The 17,159-nt window shown below is 65.3% G+C and carries 18 protein-coding genes; 9 read left to right on the forward strand and 9 right to left on the reverse strand.

The genetic code is table 11. The annotated features are described in order from the left end of the window. Window positions 1–477: 477 nt before the first annotated feature. Entirely contained in the window at window positions 478–927 is a 450-nt protein-coding gene (locus tag AB7Z56_RS18210) for a hypothetical protein (protein WP_071912938.1), read from the forward strand. 18 nt (window positions 928–945) lie between these two features. On the opposite strand, the gene AB7Z56_RS18215 is transcribed toward AB7Z56_RS18210, so the two are convergent. After that, window positions 946–1,788 carry a GNAT family N-acetyltransferase gene (locus tag AB7Z56_RS18215; protein WP_441256386.1) on the reverse strand — a complete coding sequence of 281 codons (843 nt, stop codon included), beginning with the start codon at window positions 1,786–1,788 and terminating at the stop codon, window positions 946–948. Window positions 1,789–1,888: 100 nt separating this feature from the next. On the opposite strand from AB7Z56_RS18215, the gene AB7Z56_RS18220 reads away from it, so the two are divergent. Both AB7Z56_RS18220 and AB7Z56_RS18225 read left to right on the forward strand, forming a co-directional pair. Next, the gene (locus tag AB7Z56_RS18220) at window positions 1,889–2,593 is read left to right on the forward strand and encodes an SDR family oxidoreductase (RefSeq protein ID WP_441256387.1); all 705 of its coding nucleotides are present in this window, start codon (window positions 1,889–1,891) and stop codon (window positions 2,591–2,593) included. A 279-nt stretch (window positions 2,594–2,872) separates the two neighbouring features. Continuing rightward, window positions 2,873–3,700, forward strand: coding sequence for an outer membrane protein (locus AB7Z56_RS18225; protein WP_208087391.1), 828 nt, complete (start codon window positions 2,873–2,875; stop codon window positions 3,698–3,700). Window positions 3,701–3,767: 67 nt separating this feature from the next. Here the strand turns inward: AB7Z56_RS18225 and AB7Z56_RS18230 are convergent, their stop codons facing one another. Then, entirely contained in the window at window positions 3,768–4,823 is a 1,056-nt protein-coding gene (locus tag AB7Z56_RS18230; protein ID WP_354124198.1) for a serine hydrolase, read from the reverse strand. A gap of 283 nt (window positions 4,824–5,106) precedes the next feature. Between AB7Z56_RS18230 and AB7Z56_RS18235 the strand changes: the two genes are divergently transcribed. The 3 genes from AB7Z56_RS18235 to AB7Z56_RS18245 all read left to right on the forward strand — a co-directional run bounded on the left by AB7Z56_RS18235 (window position 5,107) and on the right by AB7Z56_RS18245 (window position 7,035). Then, entirely contained in the window at window positions 5,107–5,496 is a 390-nt protein-coding gene (locus tag AB7Z56_RS18235) for an ArsR/SmtB family transcription factor (RefSeq protein WP_166097165.1), read from the forward strand. Then, window positions 5,496–5,987, forward strand: a complete 492-nt coding sequence (locus tag AB7Z56_RS18240; protein WP_071912944.1) for an SRPBCC family protein — start codon at window positions 5,496–5,498, stop codon at window positions 5,985–5,987. Before AB7Z56_RS18235 ends, AB7Z56_RS18240 begins: the two co-directional genes overlap by 1 nt. A 205-nt stretch (window positions 5,988–6,192) precedes the next feature. Next, window positions 6,193–7,035: a hypothetical protein gene (locus tag AB7Z56_RS18245; protein WP_354124200.1), complete on the forward strand. Its 843-nt coding sequence runs from the start codon at window positions 6,193–6,195 to the stop codon at window positions 7,033–7,035. Here the strand turns inward: AB7Z56_RS18245 and AB7Z56_RS18250 are convergent. After that, the gene (locus AB7Z56_RS18250) at window positions 7,016–7,702 is read right to left on the reverse strand and encodes a response regulator (RefSeq protein WP_063982664.1); all 687 of its coding nucleotides are present in this window, start codon (window positions 7,700–7,702) and stop codon (window positions 7,016–7,018) included. The two genes, AB7Z56_RS18245 and AB7Z56_RS18250, sit on opposite strands and share 20 nt — an antisense overlap. Beyond that, the gene (locus AB7Z56_RS18255) at window positions 7,699–9,084 is read right to left on the reverse strand and encodes a HAMP domain-containing sensor histidine kinase (RefSeq protein WP_354124201.1); all 1,386 of its coding nucleotides are present in this window, start codon (window positions 9,082–9,084) and stop codon (window positions 7,699–7,701) included. The genes AB7Z56_RS18250 and AB7Z56_RS18255 overlap by 4 nt, the downstream gene beginning before the upstream one ends. A 188-nt stretch (window positions 9,085–9,272) precedes the next feature. Between AB7Z56_RS18255 and AB7Z56_RS18260 the strand changes: the two genes are divergently transcribed. Continuing rightward, complete coding sequence (locus tag AB7Z56_RS18260) at window positions 9,273–10,139, forward strand: DUF3280 domain-containing protein (protein WP_354124202.1); 867 nt, start codon at window positions 9,273–9,275, stop codon at window positions 10,137–10,139. Window positions 10,140–10,153: 14 nt separating this feature from the next. On the opposite strand, the gene AB7Z56_RS18265 is transcribed toward AB7Z56_RS18260, so the two are convergent. The 3 genes from AB7Z56_RS18265 to AB7Z56_RS18275 are packed head-to-tail and all read right to left on the reverse strand — an operon-like array spanning window position 10,154 to window position 13,190. Next, complete coding sequence (locus tag AB7Z56_RS18265) at window positions 10,154–11,185, reverse strand: L-idonate 5-dehydrogenase (RefSeq protein WP_283016807.1); 1,032 nt, start codon at window positions 11,183–11,185, stop codon at window positions 10,154–10,156. Window positions 11,186–11,210: 25 nt separating this feature from the next. After that, window positions 11,211–11,978 carry an SDR family oxidoreductase gene (locus tag AB7Z56_RS18270; protein ID WP_063982668.1) on the reverse strand — a complete coding sequence of 256 codons (768 nt, stop codon included), beginning with the start codon at window positions 11,976–11,978 and terminating at the stop codon, window positions 11,211–11,213. Between the two features lie 12 nt (window positions 11,979–11,990). Beyond that, window positions 11,991–13,190, reverse strand: coding sequence for a mandelate racemase/muconate lactonizing enzyme family protein (locus AB7Z56_RS18275; protein WP_167768060.1), 1,200 nt, complete (start codon window positions 13,188–13,190; stop codon window positions 11,991–11,993). Between the two features lie 174 nt (window positions 13,191–13,364). On the opposite strand from AB7Z56_RS18275, the gene AB7Z56_RS18280 reads away from it, so the two are divergent. Then, window positions 13,365–14,132, forward strand: coding sequence for a GntR family transcriptional regulator (locus AB7Z56_RS18280; protein ID WP_283016806.1), 768 nt, complete (start codon window positions 13,365–13,367; stop codon window positions 14,130–14,132). Between the two features lie 24 nt (window positions 14,133–14,156). After that, window positions 14,157–15,521: an MFS transporter gene (locus AB7Z56_RS18285; RefSeq protein ID WP_071912958.1), complete on the forward strand. Its 1,365-nt coding sequence runs from the start codon at window positions 14,157–14,159 to the stop codon at window positions 15,519–15,521. Between the two features lie 46 nt (window positions 15,522–15,567). Here AB7Z56_RS18285 and AB7Z56_RS18290 read toward each other — a convergent pair whose 3' ends face one another. Then, window positions 15,568–15,801 carry a hypothetical protein gene (locus tag AB7Z56_RS18290; protein ID WP_071912960.1) on the reverse strand — a complete coding sequence of 78 codons (234 nt, stop codon included), beginning with the start codon at window positions 15,799–15,801 and terminating at the stop codon, window positions 15,568–15,570. A 97-nt stretch (window positions 15,802–15,898) separates the two neighbouring features. Next, window positions 15,899–17,149, reverse strand: coding sequence for an arsenic transporter (locus AB7Z56_RS18295; protein WP_354113683.1), 1,251 nt, complete (start codon window positions 17,147–17,149; stop codon window positions 15,899–15,901). Window positions 17,150–17,159: the final 10 nt, after the last annotated feature.

Here is a 17,159-nt window from a genome sequence, read left to right on the forward strand (position 1 = left end):
CCCCGGCCATCGTTTAGTTTTGCTGCATGACAGTTTTGTTACAAGACCCAAGGAGCAAGCAGAAGTGACGGGGAGGTGACCAGGCACCTACGGATGGGGCGTTGTCGGGCACGAGATCACAGTTATTGCACTCAACTGCCTCAACGCCGTCATTGCGAGCGCCGCGAAGCAATCCAGAATTCCTCCGTGGCAAAACCCTGGATTGCTTCGCTGCGTTCGCAATGACGGAGGAGGCGACTTCAAGCAAAATTGCCGCCGCCAATTCGGCGAGCGCGATCAACTCCGATCAACGGGTCATGAGGACTACCCCGGAACGAAGTGTCTGAAATCAGCACAGAATCCCGGGCGACTTGCCGCACCAGGTACCCCGTTAATCCCGTGCCTTAACCAACAATTAATTATACGTTTGCGGGTGGGCGACGGCCCGGCCTAGCGTGCGGTGGGGAGCCGCCGAAGCCAAACGAGTTGGTGCGTATCATGATGTCCAGATCATATGGGGCGCTCTTCGCCTCGCTCAGCGCAGCCGCGCTGCTCCTTTCTGCCAATGACGGTTTTGCCAGGCCCGGCGCCACCGCCACCGCCGCGCACGGGATGGCCGCCGCGCCTTCCGGCGCGATCGCGCGTCCGCAGATCGGTCCTGGCGCCCGGTTCCGCGGCCGCAACACGCCTTGGGTCTATTGGCCGGGCGGCGGCGGGTTCTACGACAACGCAGGCTATAACCAGCCTTTCGTCGATGCCGGGCAGCCGGCCTCCACCGACGTGCGTTACACCTATACGTACGACGTTCCCTGGGACTGGACCCATCGCTTCCCGCCGAATGTGGTGCCGTCCGACCGGCCCTATGTGCCGAGCTGCCCGACGGAGCAGGTGACGGTGCCCGGCCGCGGCGGCGCCGAGCACACGGTCAACATCATGCGCTGCTACTGAGCGGCGTCGTCCGCCCAGCTAGCCCAGCTCAAAACTGGTCACGCCGAAGACGCGGTCGATCCGCAGCGGCGGGATCGGCCCTGTGTACATCCGCGCCGTCTCGAACACCGGCTTGAGCCCGAGCGATTCCGCGAGCGCGATGGCCTCGCGATTGATCGCGGGGACGTCGAGGAAGACTTCGCCGCCGCCTGCGCTCGCCAGCAGCGCCTGCACGATCGCTTCCGCCGCTCCGCGGTCGTCGGCGACGAGCGGGCCGATCTTGTGGCCGGTCCGGCAGGGCCGGATCACCCCCCATGCCGCGAGCTTGCCGCCGCGCAGCAGCGCGCCGCCGAGATGGCCTGATGTGTTGATCCAGGCGCGCAGGAAGGGGCTGCGTGCGGCCGGGAAGACGGTCGCGTCGTCGGCTTCAACGAGCGCGAACGGGACATTGTCGAGCGCGACGATTTCGGCGGGCGGATTCGGCGGCGCGGCGACGATGCCGCCGTAGCGGATATTGGCGTAGGCCAACTGGAAGCCGGACTTCTTGTAATTATCCTGCTGCGCGACGACGCCATCGAGCCCGATCACGCGGGCGCCTGCATGCGCGATCGCCGCGTTCCAGATGCGCATTCCGTGGCCGGCGCCGCGAAAGCCTGAGCGCACGATGTAGAAGCCGAGGAAGGCGAAGCGATCATCGTAATTGACGCAGGAGATTGTTGCGACCGGCTCGCGGTCGATCTCGCCGACGAAGAAGCCTTTCGCGTCCGGGATCGCGAAACAGGCGGCGTCGCCGAGGCCCGGATTCCAGCCCTCGGCCGCGGCCCAGTCGACGGCGATGGCGATCTCCTCGGGGCGAAAATTGCGGATCTGCAGATCGCTCATGACGGATGCCTTCGGCGGTGGACCTGGCGGCAGGTCCGGCGGTAGAAGGCCTCATGATAGGCCGGGCCCGGGGCTCGCCTCAACACAGGGATGATCGGTCATGGCAGCAGAGAAGGTCGCACTTGTCACGGCTGGCGGCAGCGGCATGGGGGCAGGGGCTGCGCGGCGGCTCGCGGCCGACGGCTTTCGCGTCGCGATCCTGTCGTCCTCCGGCAAGGGCGAGGCGCTGGCAGTCGAGCTCGGCGGCCTCGGCGTCACCGGCTCCAACAAGTCGAACGATGATCTGAAGCGGCTCGTCGACGGGGCGATGGCCAAATGGGGACGCATCGACGTGCTCGTCAACAGCGCCGGCCACGGGCCGCGCGCGGCGATCACGGAGATCACCGACGAGCAGTGGCACACCGGCCTCGACACCTATCTCCTCAACGTGATCCGGCCGACCCGGCTGGTGACGCCGGTGATGCAGGCGCAGAAGAGCGGCGCCATCATCAACATCTCGACCGCCTGGGCATTCGAGCCGAGCGCGATGTTTCCGACCTCTGCGGTGTTCCGCGCAGGCCTTGCCGCCTTCACGAAGATCTTCACCGACACTCATGCCGCCGACAACATCCGCATGAACAACGTGCTGCCGGGCTGGATCGACAGCCTGCCGCAGACCGATGCGCGGCGCGACAGCGTGCCGATGAAGCGTTACGGCAAGGTCGAGGAGGTCGCGGCGACGGTGTCGTTCCTGGCGTCCGAGGGTGCCGCCTACATCACCGGCCAGAATATCCGCGTCGACGGCGGACTGACACGCTCGGTGTGAGTCGGCGCGCGGCTTCGCTCCGCCATTCTTGTGCACTTGTCGTAACGCGACGCGCGGCTTGCGCGGTGCGCCGCTGCGGCGGGGCGACGCGTGGCGTTCGGGTCACACTCGTCACTGGTCTTGCGCGATAAGTCACGGACTACGTCACAGTCCATACGAACTGCGCCGCAGACCGAGACGGCGAGCGGTCCACTCCCTATCCCCAATCTGCGCCGGATGGCTCCCACCGGTGCGCATTTGAAACGCGAGCGTCGATCGCGTGGGGCATGGAGACTCGGAATGAACAAGTTTTTGCTGGCGGTCGCTTCAATTGTGCTCGGCACCGCATCCGCGCAGGCGGCCGACCTCGCGGCGCAATACACCAAGGCGCCGGTGATGGCGCCGGCCTACAACTGGACCGGCTTTTACGTCGGCGGCAATGTCGGCGGGCAGTGGGGCAACGCCGATCTGAACACCTCGACCATCTGGACGCCGGCCGGCTATTTCGCCGCCAGCAGCGTCCCCGCCATCAACACGGTCGGCGCCCAAGGCGTCAACAGCTCCAGCGTGACCGGCGGCTTCACCGCGGGCTATAACTGGCAGGTGAACCACGCCGTGCTCGGCCTCGAAGGCGACATCAACTATTTCGGTTTCAAGGGCAGCGCGACGGGCTCTGCGCTCTATCCCTGCTGCGCGCCGACAGGCTTTACCGTGTCGTCGCAGGTCTCGGCCGATTGGCTCGCCACCATCCGCGGTCGCATCGGCTTCCTCGCGGCTCCGACCTGGCTGCTGTACGCGACGGGCGGCGCGGCGATCTCCGAGGTGAAGGGCAATTTCAATTTCACCGACACGTTCTCAGCCGCGACCGAGTCGGCCGCGATCCGCGACACGCGCCTCGGCTGGACCGCGGGCGTCGGCACCGAATATGCCTTCGGCGGCGGCTGGTCGCTCAAGGCCGAATATCTCTACGTCGATCTCGGCCGCGCCAGCGCGACCAGTACCAATCTGGTCGGCGGCGTAACGCAATATCCGAGCAACGTTTATACCCACTCGGTCGATCTCAAGTCGAACATTGTGCGCGTCGGCGTGAACTACAAGTTCGGCGGACCGGTCGTCGCCAGGTACTGAGCATCCCGTTCCTGATCTGGCGCGGAAAGCCCCGGCTCTGCCGGGACTTTCTGTTGCGAGGGACGGTTCAGTGCGAGGCGACGAGCTTCGCCAGCGCGGGCAGGATCTTGTAGCGAACGATCTCGTGCGGGTATTCGCCGCGATTGGCGAGCAGGACGAAGCCGATCTGCCTGATAGGGACGAGGCCGAGATAGCCGGAGGCATTGTTGAGGCCGCCGGGCTTGTCGACGATGGTGGCGTCGGGGAGGTGGACCGTCTCCCAGGCCATGCCTTGTCCGAATTTGTCGTCGACGCGGAAGGTCTCGCGCTGCGTCATCCGCAGCGCCTCGCGCAAATGCGGTTCGACCGAGCGGTCGTCGACGCAGGCCGCAACGAAGGTCGCGAGATCCCTCGCGGACGAAAACATCTGGCCGGCGCCGGGAAAGTCGAAATAGCTCTGCTGGTTGCCGGGTGGGCCGATCGCCATGCCCTGATCCGAATAGCCTTGCACGACGCGCTGCATCCACGCCGCGTCCATGACGGCGCGGTTGTCCTCGCCGCGATCCGGCAGAGAGGTCGCATTCATGCCGATCGGCCCAAGGATGCGCTCTTCGAACAGGGTTGCGATCGGAGCGCCGTAGCAGCGCTCGAGCACGAGCTGAAGCAGCACGTAACAGGCATGGCTGTAGATGCGCTGCTTGCCGGGCGCTTCGCCGGCCTGCGGCTCCCAGGCATTGAACATGTCGATGAACTGCGCCCGCGAGAACGAGTCGTTCGGCCAGGGTGGATGGTCGGTCGACAGCAGCATGCCCGACGTGTGCGTGGCGAGCTGGCCGACGGTGACGCGGCGGACATAGTCTCCGGTGAGCTCGGGCAGATATTTCGGCAGGCGGTCGTCGAGCCGCAATTCACTCCGGAGCGAGCCCAGCGCCACCAGCGTCGCCTCGAACGGTTTGCGCAGCGAACCAAGGTTGAACAGCGTGTCCGGTGTGACCGGTCGTCGCGTGCCGTCGTCGGCGAAGCCGTAGTTGAAGAACTCGACATGGCGGCCGGCATAGAGCGCGGCGGCGAGGCCGCCCGGCTGGTCCGGCGTCGCGGTCGGCGCCAGCTCGTTGGCGACGATGTCGCGCATCTGCGCGATCATGTCGGAATCCGCGGATGCGCGGCGCGGCCAGGCCAACGCGAGGGGAACCAGCGCAGCCCGCGCGAGGGCCCGCCGGGTGAGGTGTGATGAGGTGACAACAGACGGCACGGCTCTGACGCATGATGCGATGCGCCCCCTCTCTCTCTTCTAACGGCGAGGGCTGCGTGTCCCAATTCACGATTGCGCGTTGTGGGTTCCGTCGGTGGGGGCCTTGCGGAAAATTACTTAGCTTGTGAGCTAACAATTATTGACGCAGGGCGGTGGTGGGCCTATAGTTAGCTTCATGGCTAACCAATTATCCCAGCTCGACCAGATCTTCGCAGCCCTTGCCGATCCCACAAGGCGGGCGATTGTGATGCGGCTCTGTGCCGGCGAGGCGTCGGTCGGCGAGCTCGCCGATCCGTTCGAGATGGCGCTGCCGAGCTTCATGAAACACATCCATGTCCTGGAGACGAGCGGGCTCGTTCAGTCGGAGAAATCCGGCCGCGTGCGCACCTGCCGTCTCAGCCCGGACGCGCTCGTCGGCGCGGAGGACTGGTTCCAGCAGCAGCGTGCGATCTGGGAGGCGCGGCTCGACCGGTTCGAGGCTTACGTCATGCAACTGAAGAAAGAGAAGGAGAGGGCGGCCGCCAAGCGACCGTCCCGCACAACCAAACGGAAAGGTTCTGAGTGATGACGAATTCTGCCAATCCCGCTCTGTCGCAATGGTCGATCGACCGCGAGATCGTGATGTCGCGCGTGATCGACGCGCCGCGCGATCTGGTGTTCGAGGCGTGGTCCGATCCAAAACATCTCCCGCAATGGTTCGGGCCGAAGGGCTTCAAGATCGAGACCTTCGAGATCGACGTGCGCGTCGGCGGCGTCTGGCGCTTCAACATGATCGGTCCTGACGGCACCGTCTATCCGAACCGCATGCGCTTCCGCCGCATCGAGCGGCCGTCGCTGATGGAGATGGATCACGGCGTCGACCAGGACGATGATCCCGGCATGTTCCGCTTCACCCTCACCTTTGCCGAGCAGAGCAACGGCAAGACCGTGCTGATGATGCGGCAACTGGCCTCGAGCACCGAGCAGCGCGACGGCATGATCGGCTTCGGTGCCGTCGAATACGGCTACCAGACGCTGGACAAGCTCGCGGCGTATGTTGGTGGGATGAAGAAATAGAATCCCCAGCGTTATTCCGGGGGCCTCGAAGAGGCGCCCCGGAATAAGCTCGGAAACGCATGGGGAGAGCAGTCGCCTTCGCGAATATGACAGCGCGCAGCTCAATTATGACAGCGCCATAACGTAGATTTTTGTCGCGTCGTGCCGCCGATTTATGACAGAATTGCTACCACTAAATGTCATATCGGTTACGGCGGAGCGATTCATGTTGCAGTGGCAGGCGCGGTCAAATCCCCTCGCGTGGTGGTGGGGCTCCCTGACGCTTGTCAGTGCGGCCAACATCCTCGTCTGGTTCATGCTGTACCGCGAGTTCTATCCGACGGTTGCCGGCAGTGCTGGTGGCGGTTCGGATATCGGGCTGATGTTCCTGCTCTGCGCCGGCTATGTGTTCGGCTGCGCGTTCCGATCGTTCCTGCCGCGCGCCGACGTGCAGCGCATCTGCCTGTTCGACACCTGGCTCTCCAGCGTCTTCGTCGGCCGCACCGTCGCGACCGTGGCCGAACTGTGCTTCGTCGCGCAATGGGCGATCATCCTGCATCAGCTGGGTCACATGACGGGCGCGGAGACCGCGGTGAACATCGCGCTGGTGATCGTGCCCATCATCATCGTCGCGGAGTGCTTCTCCTGGTACGCGGTCGTCACCACGAACTTCCTCTACAACGCGATCGAGAACTCGCTGTGGGCGGTGACGTTTTTCCTCGCCGGCATCGCGCTGTGCCGCCTCATGCCGGAATTCCAGGGACCGGTGCGCTGGGCGCTGAGCGCCGGCATCATCGGCATCGCCTGCTTCCTCGCCTTCCTCGTCACCGTCGACGTGCCGATGTATCTCAGCCGCTGGCGGGCAGGGCATCAAGAGGGCAACAAGCTCCTCGGCTTCCTCGAAGGTCTGCATGACGTCGCGACGCGCTGGGTGGTGACCCACGACATCGCGCACTGGAAGGGCGAGCTGACCTGGATGTTCCTGTATTTCACCGCTGCGGTGTGGTCGAGCCTCGCGCTCTGCGCCCTCTACGCGATGGAAGGCTATCTCACGCGTTATCTGGCCTGAGCGACCGGGCTTCGCCGAGATCGGCCTGCGTCAGCAGGCCTTGCCGCAGCGCCAGCCGGACCAGCTCGATGTCGGAGCCGACGCCGAGCTTGTCCTTGATCAGCGAGTGCAGGTTCGCCACCGTCTTCGGGCTGACGTGGAGCGTCTCGGCGATCTCCTCCGTCGTGTTCTCGGCGAGCAGCAGCCGCAGCACCTCGAACTCGCGCGGCGTGAGGACGTCGGCGGCCGAGCTCTCGCCGCTGATACGGCTGAGCGCGAGCTCGTGGTCGATGTCGGGGCTGATGGCGATCTTGCCGGCGAGCACGTCCATCACGGCGCGCACCAGCGTCTCGGGCGGGCTGGTCTTGGTGACATAGCCCCGCGCGCCGGCGCGGATCGCCTGCACGGCGAAGCCGGCATTCTCGTGCATGGTGAAAACGAGGATCCGTGCCGCCTTGTCCCATTGCCTGATGCGCCTGACGGCCTCGATGCCGCCGATGCCGGGCATGCTGAGATCCATGATGACGAGGTCGGGCGCCTCGGATTTGAAGAGACGGTAGGCCTCGGCGCCATCGGCGGCTTCGGCGACGACGCGAAGCCCCGGCTGCTTCTGGAGCACGGAGCGATAGCCCTCGCGGACGACGGAATGGTCGTCGACCAGTAGAATGGTCGCATCGGCCGCACTCATGCCGCGCGCTCCAGTGGCTGCCGATCGAGGCCTGCAAGCGGAATGACCACGCGCAGCGCCGAGCCGCCGTTCGGCGCGGCCTCGAAGCTCAACTGGCCGCGCAAGGCCGCGACGCGCTCGCGCATGCCGAGCAGGCCCATTCCGGATTTTGCGACGGGATCGTTCGACCGTCCGTCGTCGTCGATCGCAAGTGCGATCTCGTCGGCACGCATCGCAAGCTCCAGGCTTACCCGCGTGGCGCCGGCATGCTTGGCGGCATTGGTGAGTGCCTCCTGCACGATACGGTACAGGCTCGCGCTGATCGTGGGGGGCAGGGTCGCGAACGCACCGTCGAACCGGATCGAAAACCGTGTCTGGCCGCGGCTACGCCCGTTCCAGCCCGCGACCAGGCCTTCGAGGCTCGCCACGAGCCCGAGCTCCTCGACATCAGGCGGGCGCAGCCGGAACAGCGCGCCGCGCAGCGTCTCCATCATGCCGGTTGCGGTCCGCGCGATGCCGTCGCACTCGCCAAGCAGGGAGGGGCAGTCCTGTACGGCGGTCTGGCGGGCAGAGGAGGCGAGCGCGCGGATGGCGGCCAGCGACTGGCCGAACTCGTCATGCAGCTCGCGCGCGAGATGGCGGCGCTCCTCGTCCTGGAGTGCGATCAGTTTCCGCGTCAATTCGCTGCGCTCGGCCAGCGCGGTGTCGAGGCTTTCGGCGAGATGGTTGAAGACGTCGCGGATCGCCGACAGTTCGGCGAGATCGAACGGCGGCAGCCGCGTCGACAGGTCATTGGCTGCGATCCGTTCGAGGCCGGAGCGAATCATGCGGGTGGGGCGCAGCGCACGCGCCAGTGCGGCGTAGACCAGGACGCACAATAGCGGCAGTGCGATTGCAAGTGCGAGCATCAGGCGGCCGGCCTCGTGCCAGGCGTCGGCGGTCTGCACGGCCGGGTCGACCGAGACCACGGTCTCGCCGAGCTTCGTTCCGCGCACGATCACGGGCCGTGCCGCCTCGCGGCCGGGGTCGAACAGGCTGCGATAGAAAGCCACGAAGACTTGCGGCGGCGGGTTCGCCGGGATCGGCGCGCCACTGCAGAATCGCTGGATGATGTCGCCGCTCACGCCGCGGAACGCCAGGCACAGGCCGGGCGTCATCACATAGGCCGAAACGGGGTCGAGGTTGGGAAAGTCCGAGCGCGGGCTAGCCACCCACTGGATCTTGCCCTGTTGCAGCTCCAGCGTCTTGGCCACGATGGCGGCGATGTCGTCGAGGCGCGCATGGGCCGCGCGGTCGGCGGTGATGAGGAAATAGGCGGAGATCGCGGCGAAGCACGCGGCCGATATGGCGGCCACGCGCAACGTCAGACGGACCTTGAGATCGAACCTCGGGCGGTTCCACATCGGCGGGCACCTGGCGCGAACGGAATTGTCGCCCCGGCATTAAACGGCAGAACGCAGGCGGCGGAAAGCGCCGCGCTTACCGCGGTGCAACGTCGTGAAATTTTCCCGGCCTTGGTCGGGACCAGCGCAGCTGCATGACCTGAGGCTGCCGTCCAGATTGCGCCGCCGCTCCATCACACGAGGCCCGCATGCGTCGTATCAGCTTGATCCTCTCTGCTTTCCTCCTCTTCGTCCTCCCGGCGGCCTCTTCGCCTGCCGGCGCCGAGGATGCCATCGGCGTTGCCATGGACGATTTCAGCTACACCGATACGTCGGCCGAGCCGGCCAACCAGACCGCCGCCCACGAGCGGCGGCTGTCGGCGTTCATGGCCGCGCTCAGGCGGGATATCAGTGCGGACGGCCGCTACCGGCCGGTGCCGTCTGCCCAGGACGGCGCGGCATTCAAGGTCATCGGCGGCATCCAGAAGACCAGCACGCTGGTGCAATGGGCCAAGGTCGCCGTCATCGACGTCGGCGCCAAAAAGCTCGTGATGGACAAGCTCTACACCTTCCGCGGCGACAATGATGAATCATGGGAGCGCGCCGAGATTTTCGTGTCTCGCGAGGTCATGGCCGCGCTCGCCACGCCCGCGCCGGTCGCGTTGGCCGTGTTCGATTTCGAGCTGGAGGACACGACCGCCGCCTCGACTGGCACTTCAGCCACGTCGGATGCGTCATATCTGGCCGAGGTTACCGGCAGCGTGCGCGAGGCGCTGGGCCAATCCGGCCGTTACCGCATCGTTGATGCCGGCGGCGAGGCGGTCAAGGCGCGCGCCTTGCGGGATTGCGACGGCTGCGAGGCGGCGATCGCGCAAAAGCTCGGCGCGGATCAGTCGCTGATCGGCGTGGTGCGGCGGGTCAGCCGCACCGAATACACGCTCGGCTTCCAGGTGCGCGATGCCAGAACCGGCGCGGTGCTGTCGCGTGGCGACAGCGGCCTGCGCATGGGCGCGGACTATTCGTGGAAACGGGGCGCGGTCCGGCTGGTCAGCGATAAGCTGATCGGGAGCCAGTAACCGCGATACTCGCCCTAGAACGTCAGCTGCACCTTCATCGATTGCGAGCGGTCGCTGGCGAGTTCGAACGCGGCGACCGCGTTCTCGAACGGCATGGTGGCCGTGATCAGCGGTTTCACGTCGATCAGCCCTTCGCCCATCAGCCGCACCGCGAGCTCGAATTCGGGGTCGAAGCGGAAGGTGCCGCGGAGCTGCAATTCCTTGGCGACGATGGAGTTGATCGGCAGCGTCATCTCGCCGCCGAGACCGAGCTGCACCAGCGTCGCGCCGGGCCTGAGCACGTCGAGCGCGGTGCGAAGCGCGGCCTGGTTGCCGGAGGCCTCGAACAGGGTGTCGAACACGCCCTTGCCGGCGCGCCAGGGATCGAGCGCTGCGGCATCGGTCGCGACATTGATGACGTGGGTGGCGCCGAGCTTTCTTGCGACCGCGAGCGGTGCGTCGGCGACATCGGTCACTACGATCTCGGACGCGCCGCCGAAGCGCGAGACCAGGATCATCAGCGCACCGATCGGCCCGCAACCCGTGATCAGCACGCGCTTGCCGAGGAGGGGGCCGGCCTGCTTGCCGGCATGCAGGCACACCGCGAGCGGCTCGGCCACCGCAGCTTCCGCCAGTGTCAGCTTGTCCGCGATCGGCACCGCCTGCGCGGCATCGACCGTGATGAATTCACGGAAACCGCCTTGGACATGGGGAAAACGCATCGCGCTGCCGAGGAAGCGCATGTCGAGGCACTGGTTGCGCATGCCTTCCTGGCAATGCAGGCACTGGCCGCACGGTCTGCTCGGATTGACGGCGACGCGCGCGCCCGGCTTCACATTGGTGACGCCGTCACCGACGGCAGCGACCACGCCCGCGATCTCATGGCCCAGCGCCATCGGCTGCTGGATGCGCACGACGCCGAAACCGCCGTGATGATAGTAGTGCAGATCGGAGCCGCAGATGCCGCCGTTCGCAATCTTGACGCGGACTTCGCCCGGGGCGGGGGCTGGATCGGGATAGCTGTCGATCCGCAGGTCTTTCGGGGCGTGGATGACGACGGCGCGCATGGTCTCGTTCCCTTGGCTTTCGCGATTACATCGCGGCGATCATGCCGCCATCGACATAGATGATCTGTCCGTTGACGTAGGTCGAAGCGTCCGACGCCAGGAAGATCGCCGCGCCCACCAGCTCGTCCGGCCTGCCCCAGCGCTTGGAGGGGATGCGGCCCATCAGCCAGTTGTTGAAGTCGGTGTTGTTGACCAGCGCCTCGTTCATGTCGGTCAGCATGTAGCCGGGGCCGATCGCATTGGCCTGGATGCCGTGCTGGGCCCATTCCACCGCCATCGAGCGGGTCAGGTTCTTGATGCCGCCCTTGGCCGCGGTGTAGGGCGCGATGGTGGGACGCGCGAGCTCGCTGCCGAGCGAGCCGATATTGATGATCTTGCCGTGCTTGCGCGGGATCATGCGCTTGCCGGCCTCGCGGCCGATCACGAAGGCGCTGGTGAGGTCAGTCTCGATCACCTTGCGCCATTCGTCGGTGGTGAACTCGACCAGCGGCTTGCGGTGCTGGATGCCGGCATTGTTCACGAGAATGTCGACCGCGAGCCCTTCGCGGTCGAAGCGCTCGAAGGCCGCGACGATCGCGGGCTCATCGGTGACGTTGAACGCGGCGCCCTCGGCCTGATGACCGGCGGCGCGAAACTCGGCGACGGCCTGCTCGACGCGCTTGGGGTCGACGCCGTTGATGATGATCTTGGCGCCGGCCTTGGCCATGCCCTCGGCAATGGCGCGGCCGAGCCCGCGGGAGGAGCCGGTCACGAGCGCGGTGCGACCGGAAAGGTCGAAGAGGGCGGTGCTCATCTCAAGAAATCCTCAGACGTTGGAGCGACGCACGGTCAGATCGGAGCGGTCGAATACGGCGGGCAGAAGGTCGACGCCGAGGCCGGGTCCTTCCATCGGATAGACAAAGCCGTCCTTGATCGTCGGCATCGTGGTGACGAGCTCATTGTACCAGCCCCTGTAGAAGGCGCGTACCGATTCCTGGATCAGCGTGTTGGGCTGGCTGAACGACATGTGGATGGCGGCGATGAAGCCGATCGGGCCGATGCAGTCATGCGGCGCAAACGGGCGGTGATAGGTCTCGGCCATCGCCGCGATCTTGCGGCCTTCGGTCAAGCCACCGGTCCAGCACAGATCCGCCATCACCACATGCATGGCGTCGCGGTCGAGCATGTCCTTGTAGGGAAAGCGCGAGCCCAGCGTCTCGCTGGCGCAGACCCAGACGTCGGTCGAGCGGGCATATTCGGCCAGCGCCTGCGGCGAGTTCATCCGGATCGGGTCTTCGTACCAGGTCGGCTTGTAGGGCTCGAGCGCGCGCGCGATCTGCTTGGCGGTCGGCAGGTTCCAGAGCGAGTGGAGCTCGACCATGATCTCCATCTTGTCGCCGACGGCCTTGCGGATCTTCTCGAACGGTTCGATCGCCCGCTTCATCTGGGCTGCGGTGATGTAGAGCCCCTTGTTCTCCTGTGCCGCCGGGTCGAACGGCCAGATCTTCATCGCGGAGATGCCGCTCTCCAGCAGGCTTTCGGCCAGCGCGTCGGCGTGGTGCATGAAGCCGTCGAGGTCTTCGTAGGGGCCTTTGGAGGCGCCGAGATTCCAGTTGGCGACGGGGCTGATATTGGTGGAGCGGACATATTGAGTGCCGGCGCAGGTGTTGTAGATGCGCTGCTTGTCGCGGCAGAGGCCGCCGAGCATCTGGTGCACAGGCTGATTGCAGACCTTGCCGAACAAATCCCATAGCGCGATGTCGATTGCGGACGCCGCGCGGTATTCGACGCCGGTCGAGGATTGCGCCATCGGCAGGTTCAGCATGTCGCGGTGGATCGCCTCGATGTGCAGCGGATTGCGGCCGAGCAGGCGGCCGGCAAAGGTGTCGTGGATCTGCGCTTCGACCGCGCCCGCGCCATAGAAGGTTTCGCCGAGACCGATCATGCCCGTGTCGGTGTGAACGCGCACCCAGATGACGTTGGAAAATTCCTCGGTGCGCAGCGTCTCGATTGACGTGATCTTCACGGCAACAATCCTCCCATCACAGACGCCTCGCGCCTGACGTCTCATTTCGCACTGCAACATGTTGCAGGTCGCGCGAACGTCTTACGCCTGCTTGTAATATATCACAACATGTTTTAAGGGTCCCACAACTAAGGCGCCACCCAGCAATGAGAGCGCGGTTGACAGGAGGACGACATGGCACGGCGCAAGCGCGCGCTCGAGGTGGTGAGAAACGAGGACGACGGCGAGGGCAAGCCCTCCCGGCGCAACCGGCTCAACTTCTTCGAGCTGGCTTACCAGAGGATCGAAGAGCTGCTCGTCCACTGCGAGCTTAAGCCCGGACAATTCATGACGATGCTGGAATTGCAGCACATCACCGGGTTCGGGCGCACACCAGTGCATCACGCCGTCAATCGTCTCTCCGCCGACACGCTCATCATCATCCGTCCGCGCCACGGCCTGCACATCGCGCCGATCGATCTTGCGCGCGAGCGGATGCTGCTGGCCTTGCGCCGCGACATGGAGCGCTTTGTCGTGCGGCTCGCGGCCGATCGCGCCAGCCTGTCGCATCGCAATCAGGCGCTGCACATCGAGCGTCTGCTGCGCGAACGCCGCGCCACCCTGACCCTCGACGAATTCAACAGCATCGATCGCCGCATCGACGCGCTGGTGCTGGAAGCCGCCGGCGAGCCCTTCCTGGTGCACACGCTGCGGCCGTTGCACACGCTGTACCGCCGCATCGGCTACATCCACCATCGCTTCATGCCGGGACAGGCCGAACTGTCGGGCACGATCGATCGCCACCTCGCCATTCTCGTTGCGGTCGCCGGCCGCCATGTCGAGGACGCCGTGAAGGCGAGCGATGCGTTGATCGACTACATGGACCACATGTTCACGGGCATGGAGGCGGGGATCGATCCGCGCCTGCTCGATTGCAGTATCGAGCCGCTGCTCGGCGCGTAGAGAGTTTTGAAGAGAGGACCAAACATGCAGACAATGGCCATGCCACAACCGACCGCGAGCGAAGCCGCGGTCCGCTACCTCATCACGAACTACAGTCCCAAGGGCAACAAGGTCGGCTGGCTGATGATGGCCTCGATCCTGGTCGAAGCCTGGGATCTCTATTCGATCGCCTTCGTGCTGATCTTCATCAAGGAGCAGTACAATCCCGATCCGCTGATGCTCGGTCTCGCTGCAGCCGGCACGCAGGGCGGCGCCTTGATCGGCGCGCTGCTCGGCGGCTGGCTCTCCGACAAGATCGGCCGCCGCGTCATGTTCCTGGTGACGATGGTGCTGTTCATCGTGCTCGCGCTGGCGCAGGCCTTCGTGCCGAACGTGACCTGGCTCATCGTGATCCGCTTCCTGCTCGGCATTCCGCTCGGCTCGGATATTTCGACCGGCTACACCTACATCATGGAATCCATGGCCAAGGGTGAGCGCGAGGTCATGGGCAATCGCTGGCAATTCATGTTCGCCGTCGGTGAAGTTCTCACCATCGGTGTCATCGTGATCTTCCTGCTGATCGACATGCAGCACGAGATGCTGTGGCGCGTGACGCTCGGTCTCGGCGCGGTGCCGGCGCTGATCATCCTGATCATGCGTCACGACGTGCCGGAGACGGCGGTGTGGCTGGTGCAGAAGGGACGTTACCGCGAGGCCAAGAAGGTCGCGCGCGAGATGTTCAACGACAATCTCGACATGTTGCCGGACCAGGACGTGAAGGTGCCGAAGGTCAGCACACGTGCCTTCATCGCCGACCTCAGGAAGGACCCGATCCGCTGGCGCGCCACGATCTACGGCTGGATCGCCTGTTTCGCGCAAGGCAGCGAGTTCTCGACCTTCGCATTCTATCTGCCGGTGCTGTTCGTGATGGTCGGCGTGTCGAGCGTGCTCGGCATCAACCTGGTGACGATGGCGCTCTTCTCCTTCGCGGCCCTGTCCGGCTGGGTCGGTCCGCTGCTGACGCCGAAGATCGGCCACCGCGGCATCTCGATCGCCGGCTTCAGCATCGTGCTGGCTTCGCTGCTGGTCGCTGCCTTCGCGCTCTACACCGACAACAAGATCCTGCTGCCGTTCGCAGCGGCCGCCATGTTGTGGGGCCATTATTGGGACGCGTCGAACTGCATGACGATCCCGACCATGGTTGCGAAGCCCAAGTATCGCGGCACGGCCAGCGGCTTCGCCTACATGTTCGTGAAGTTGCCGTCGTTCCTGGCGATCTTCCTGTTCCCGACGGTGTTCGCCGCGATCGGCCAGGCGAATGCCACGCTGATGGTCGCGATCTTCCCGCTGATCGGATTGCTCGCCGCAATCTTCATCCTGCCGGAAGTCTACGGCTACGAGAACGACTAACGCGTTGCCCGGTCGCGGCCTTGTGGCCGCGATCGGGCTTTTCCCGCTACGGGCTCAGGAAGACGGGATTGATCCCGGACCCATGGCCGAGCAGGCCGATCGCCTGAAGCTGGGCGCTGTGGAGGTCGATCTCCACGATCGCGAACAGGGTCAGCAGCACCACGACCGAGACGACGAGCAGGGGGTGGAATGTCCCGCCTCCTTGTTCCGGCGCGGTGAAGCTCCGAAACGACCGACGCAGGGAAAAACTCTGCGGCAATGCCTTTGACTGAATCTGCATGATGGACCTCCGTGCCGCGCCGTATGAGACTGCGCGACGCGAAGAAGCATAGGTCCGGCTTTGGCGGCGACATTGATGCGCCGCAAATTGCGCGCGATTACCAGATCGCAGCCGCAAGCGCTGCGATCAAGGCGGGGGGCGTCACCAGCAGGCCCAGCTTGAGGAACGGCCAGGCGCCGACCTCGATTTTTTCGCGGCGAAGCGCAACCAGCCACAGGATGGTCGCGAGCGAACCGGTGATCGAGAAATTCGGTCCCAGGTCGACGCCGATCAGGATGGCGCTGACGACCGAGGTGGGCAGGTGATCGGCGGCCACGATCGACCCGGCGACGAGGCCGACCGGCAGGTTATTGGCAATATTGGTGGCGATGGCGGTGGCGATCCCAACGCTCCAGCCGGCCCCGGGTACGGACTGCGCGACGGCCTCGTGCAGAAGTGCGCTGAGATGGCCGATCACGCCAGTCTTCACCAGTGCTTCCACCATCACAAAAAGCCCGCCGACCAGCGGCAGCACGCTCCAGGACACGTGCTTCAGTACCGGCATGGGCGACTGACGGCTGAGCAGCAGGACGAGGCCGGTCGTCACGGCGCCGCAGATGAAGGTCGGCAGGCCAAGCTGCTTGTCGAGCGCGGAGGCCGTGATCAGCACCACGCCGATCGCAGCAATGCCGATCGCGGTCAGCTTGCCGCCACGGCTGAGCACCTTGTGCGGCACGCGGCGCTCGATGATCTCCTGTTTCAGCGCGCGATGCTGGGTGATGCGCAGTACGACAAAGGTCAGCACGATCGAGGCGAGCGAGGGCAGGGCGAACTGACGCAGCCATTCGGTCAGATGCGGCATGCGCGAGCCGAACACCACGAGATTGGCGGGGTTCGATATCGGCAGCACGAAGCTTGCGGCGTTCGCGATGAAGGCGCAGACGAAGAGATAGGGCAGCGGCTTGGCGCCGGCCGCGCGCGTCGCGGCGTAGACGGCGGGTGTCAGCACGATCGCGGTGGCGTCGTTGGAGAGCAGCACGGTGACGACCGTGCCGACGAGATAGATCAGCAGAAACAGCCGCTGCGGCGAGCCGGCTGCATATTCGACGGCGAGCGCTGCGAGATAGTCGAACAGGCCTTCGAGCCGGGCAAGCTCGGCGATCAGCATCATGCCGATCAGGAAGAGATAGACGTCGACGCCTTTCTCGATGCCCGTGAGCGCGTCCTGCCACGGCAGGAGGCCGAGCAGCACCAGGGCGCCGGCGCCGATCACGGCCCAGATCGCCTCGGGCAGGCGAAAAGGCCGGATGATGACGCCTGCGGTCGCGGCGACGATGATGCTCCAGGCCCAGATGGCGTCAGACGGCACGTTCAGTCCT

It is taken from the genome of Bradyrhizobium sp. 482_C4_N1_8 (assembly GCF_052075965.1).
In the GTDB taxonomy this organism is placed as follows: Bacteria; Pseudomonadota; Alphaproteobacteria; order Rhizobiales; family Xanthobacteraceae; genus Bradyrhizobium; species Bradyrhizobium barranii.

Excerpts from the sequence above, each read along its gene's own strand:
- AB7Z56_RS18210 (WP_071912938.1), top strand. The coding sequence starts at position 478 with ATGATGTCCAGATCATATGGGGCGCTCTTCGCCTCGCTCAGCGCAGCC.
- AB7Z56_RS18215 (WP_441256386.1), bottom strand. The coding sequence starts at position 1,788 with ATGAGCGATCTGCAGATCCGCAATTTTCGCCCCGAGGAGATCGCCATC.
- AB7Z56_RS18220 (WP_441256387.1), top strand. The coding sequence starts at position 1,889 with ATGGCAGCAGAGAAGGTCGCACTTGTCACGGCTGGCGGCAGCGGCATG.
- AB7Z56_RS18225 (WP_208087391.1), top strand. The coding sequence starts at position 2,873 with ATGAACAAGTTTTTGCTGGCGGTCGCTTCAATTGTGCTCGGCACCGCA.
- AB7Z56_RS18230 (WP_354124198.1), bottom strand. The coding sequence starts at position 4,823 with ATGATCGCGCAGATGCGCGACATCGTCGCCAACGAGCTGGCGCCGACC.
- AB7Z56_RS18235 (WP_166097165.1), top strand. The coding sequence starts at position 5,107 with ATGGCTAACCAATTATCCCAGCTCGACCAGATCTTCGCAGCCCTTGCC.
- AB7Z56_RS18240 (WP_071912944.1), top strand. The coding sequence starts at position 5,496 with ATGACGAATTCTGCCAATCCCGCTCTGTCGCAATGGTCGATCGACCGC.
- AB7Z56_RS18245 (WP_354124200.1), top strand. The coding sequence starts at position 6,193 with ATGTTGCAGTGGCAGGCGCGGTCAAATCCCCTCGCGTGGTGGTGGGGC.
- AB7Z56_RS18250 (WP_063982664.1), bottom strand. The coding sequence starts at position 7,702 with ATGAGTGCGGCCGATGCGACCATTCTACTGGTCGACGACCATTCCGTC.
- AB7Z56_RS18255 (WP_354124201.1), bottom strand. The coding sequence starts at position 9,084 with ATGTGGAACCGCCCGAGGTTCGATCTCAAGGTCCGTCTGACGTTGCGC.
- AB7Z56_RS18260 (WP_354124202.1), top strand. The coding sequence starts at position 9,273 with ATGCGTCGTATCAGCTTGATCCTCTCTGCTTTCCTCCTCTTCGTCCTC.
- AB7Z56_RS18265 (WP_283016807.1), bottom strand. The coding sequence starts at position 11,185 with ATGCGCGCCGTCGTCATCCACGCCCCGAAAGACCTGCGGATCGACAGC.
- AB7Z56_RS18270 (WP_063982668.1), bottom strand. The coding sequence starts at position 11,978 with ATGAGCACCGCCCTCTTCGACCTTTCCGGTCGCACCGCGCTCGTGACC.
- AB7Z56_RS18280 (WP_283016806.1), top strand. The coding sequence starts at position 13,365 with ATGGCACGGCGCAAGCGCGCGCTCGAGGTGGTGAGAAACGAGGACGAC.
- AB7Z56_RS18285 (WP_071912958.1), top strand. The coding sequence starts at position 14,157 with ATGCAGACAATGGCCATGCCACAACCGACCGCGAGCGAAGCCGCGGTC.
- AB7Z56_RS18290 (WP_071912960.1), bottom strand. The coding sequence starts at position 15,801 with ATGCAGATTCAGTCAAAGGCATTGCCGCAGAGTTTTTCCCTGCGTCGG.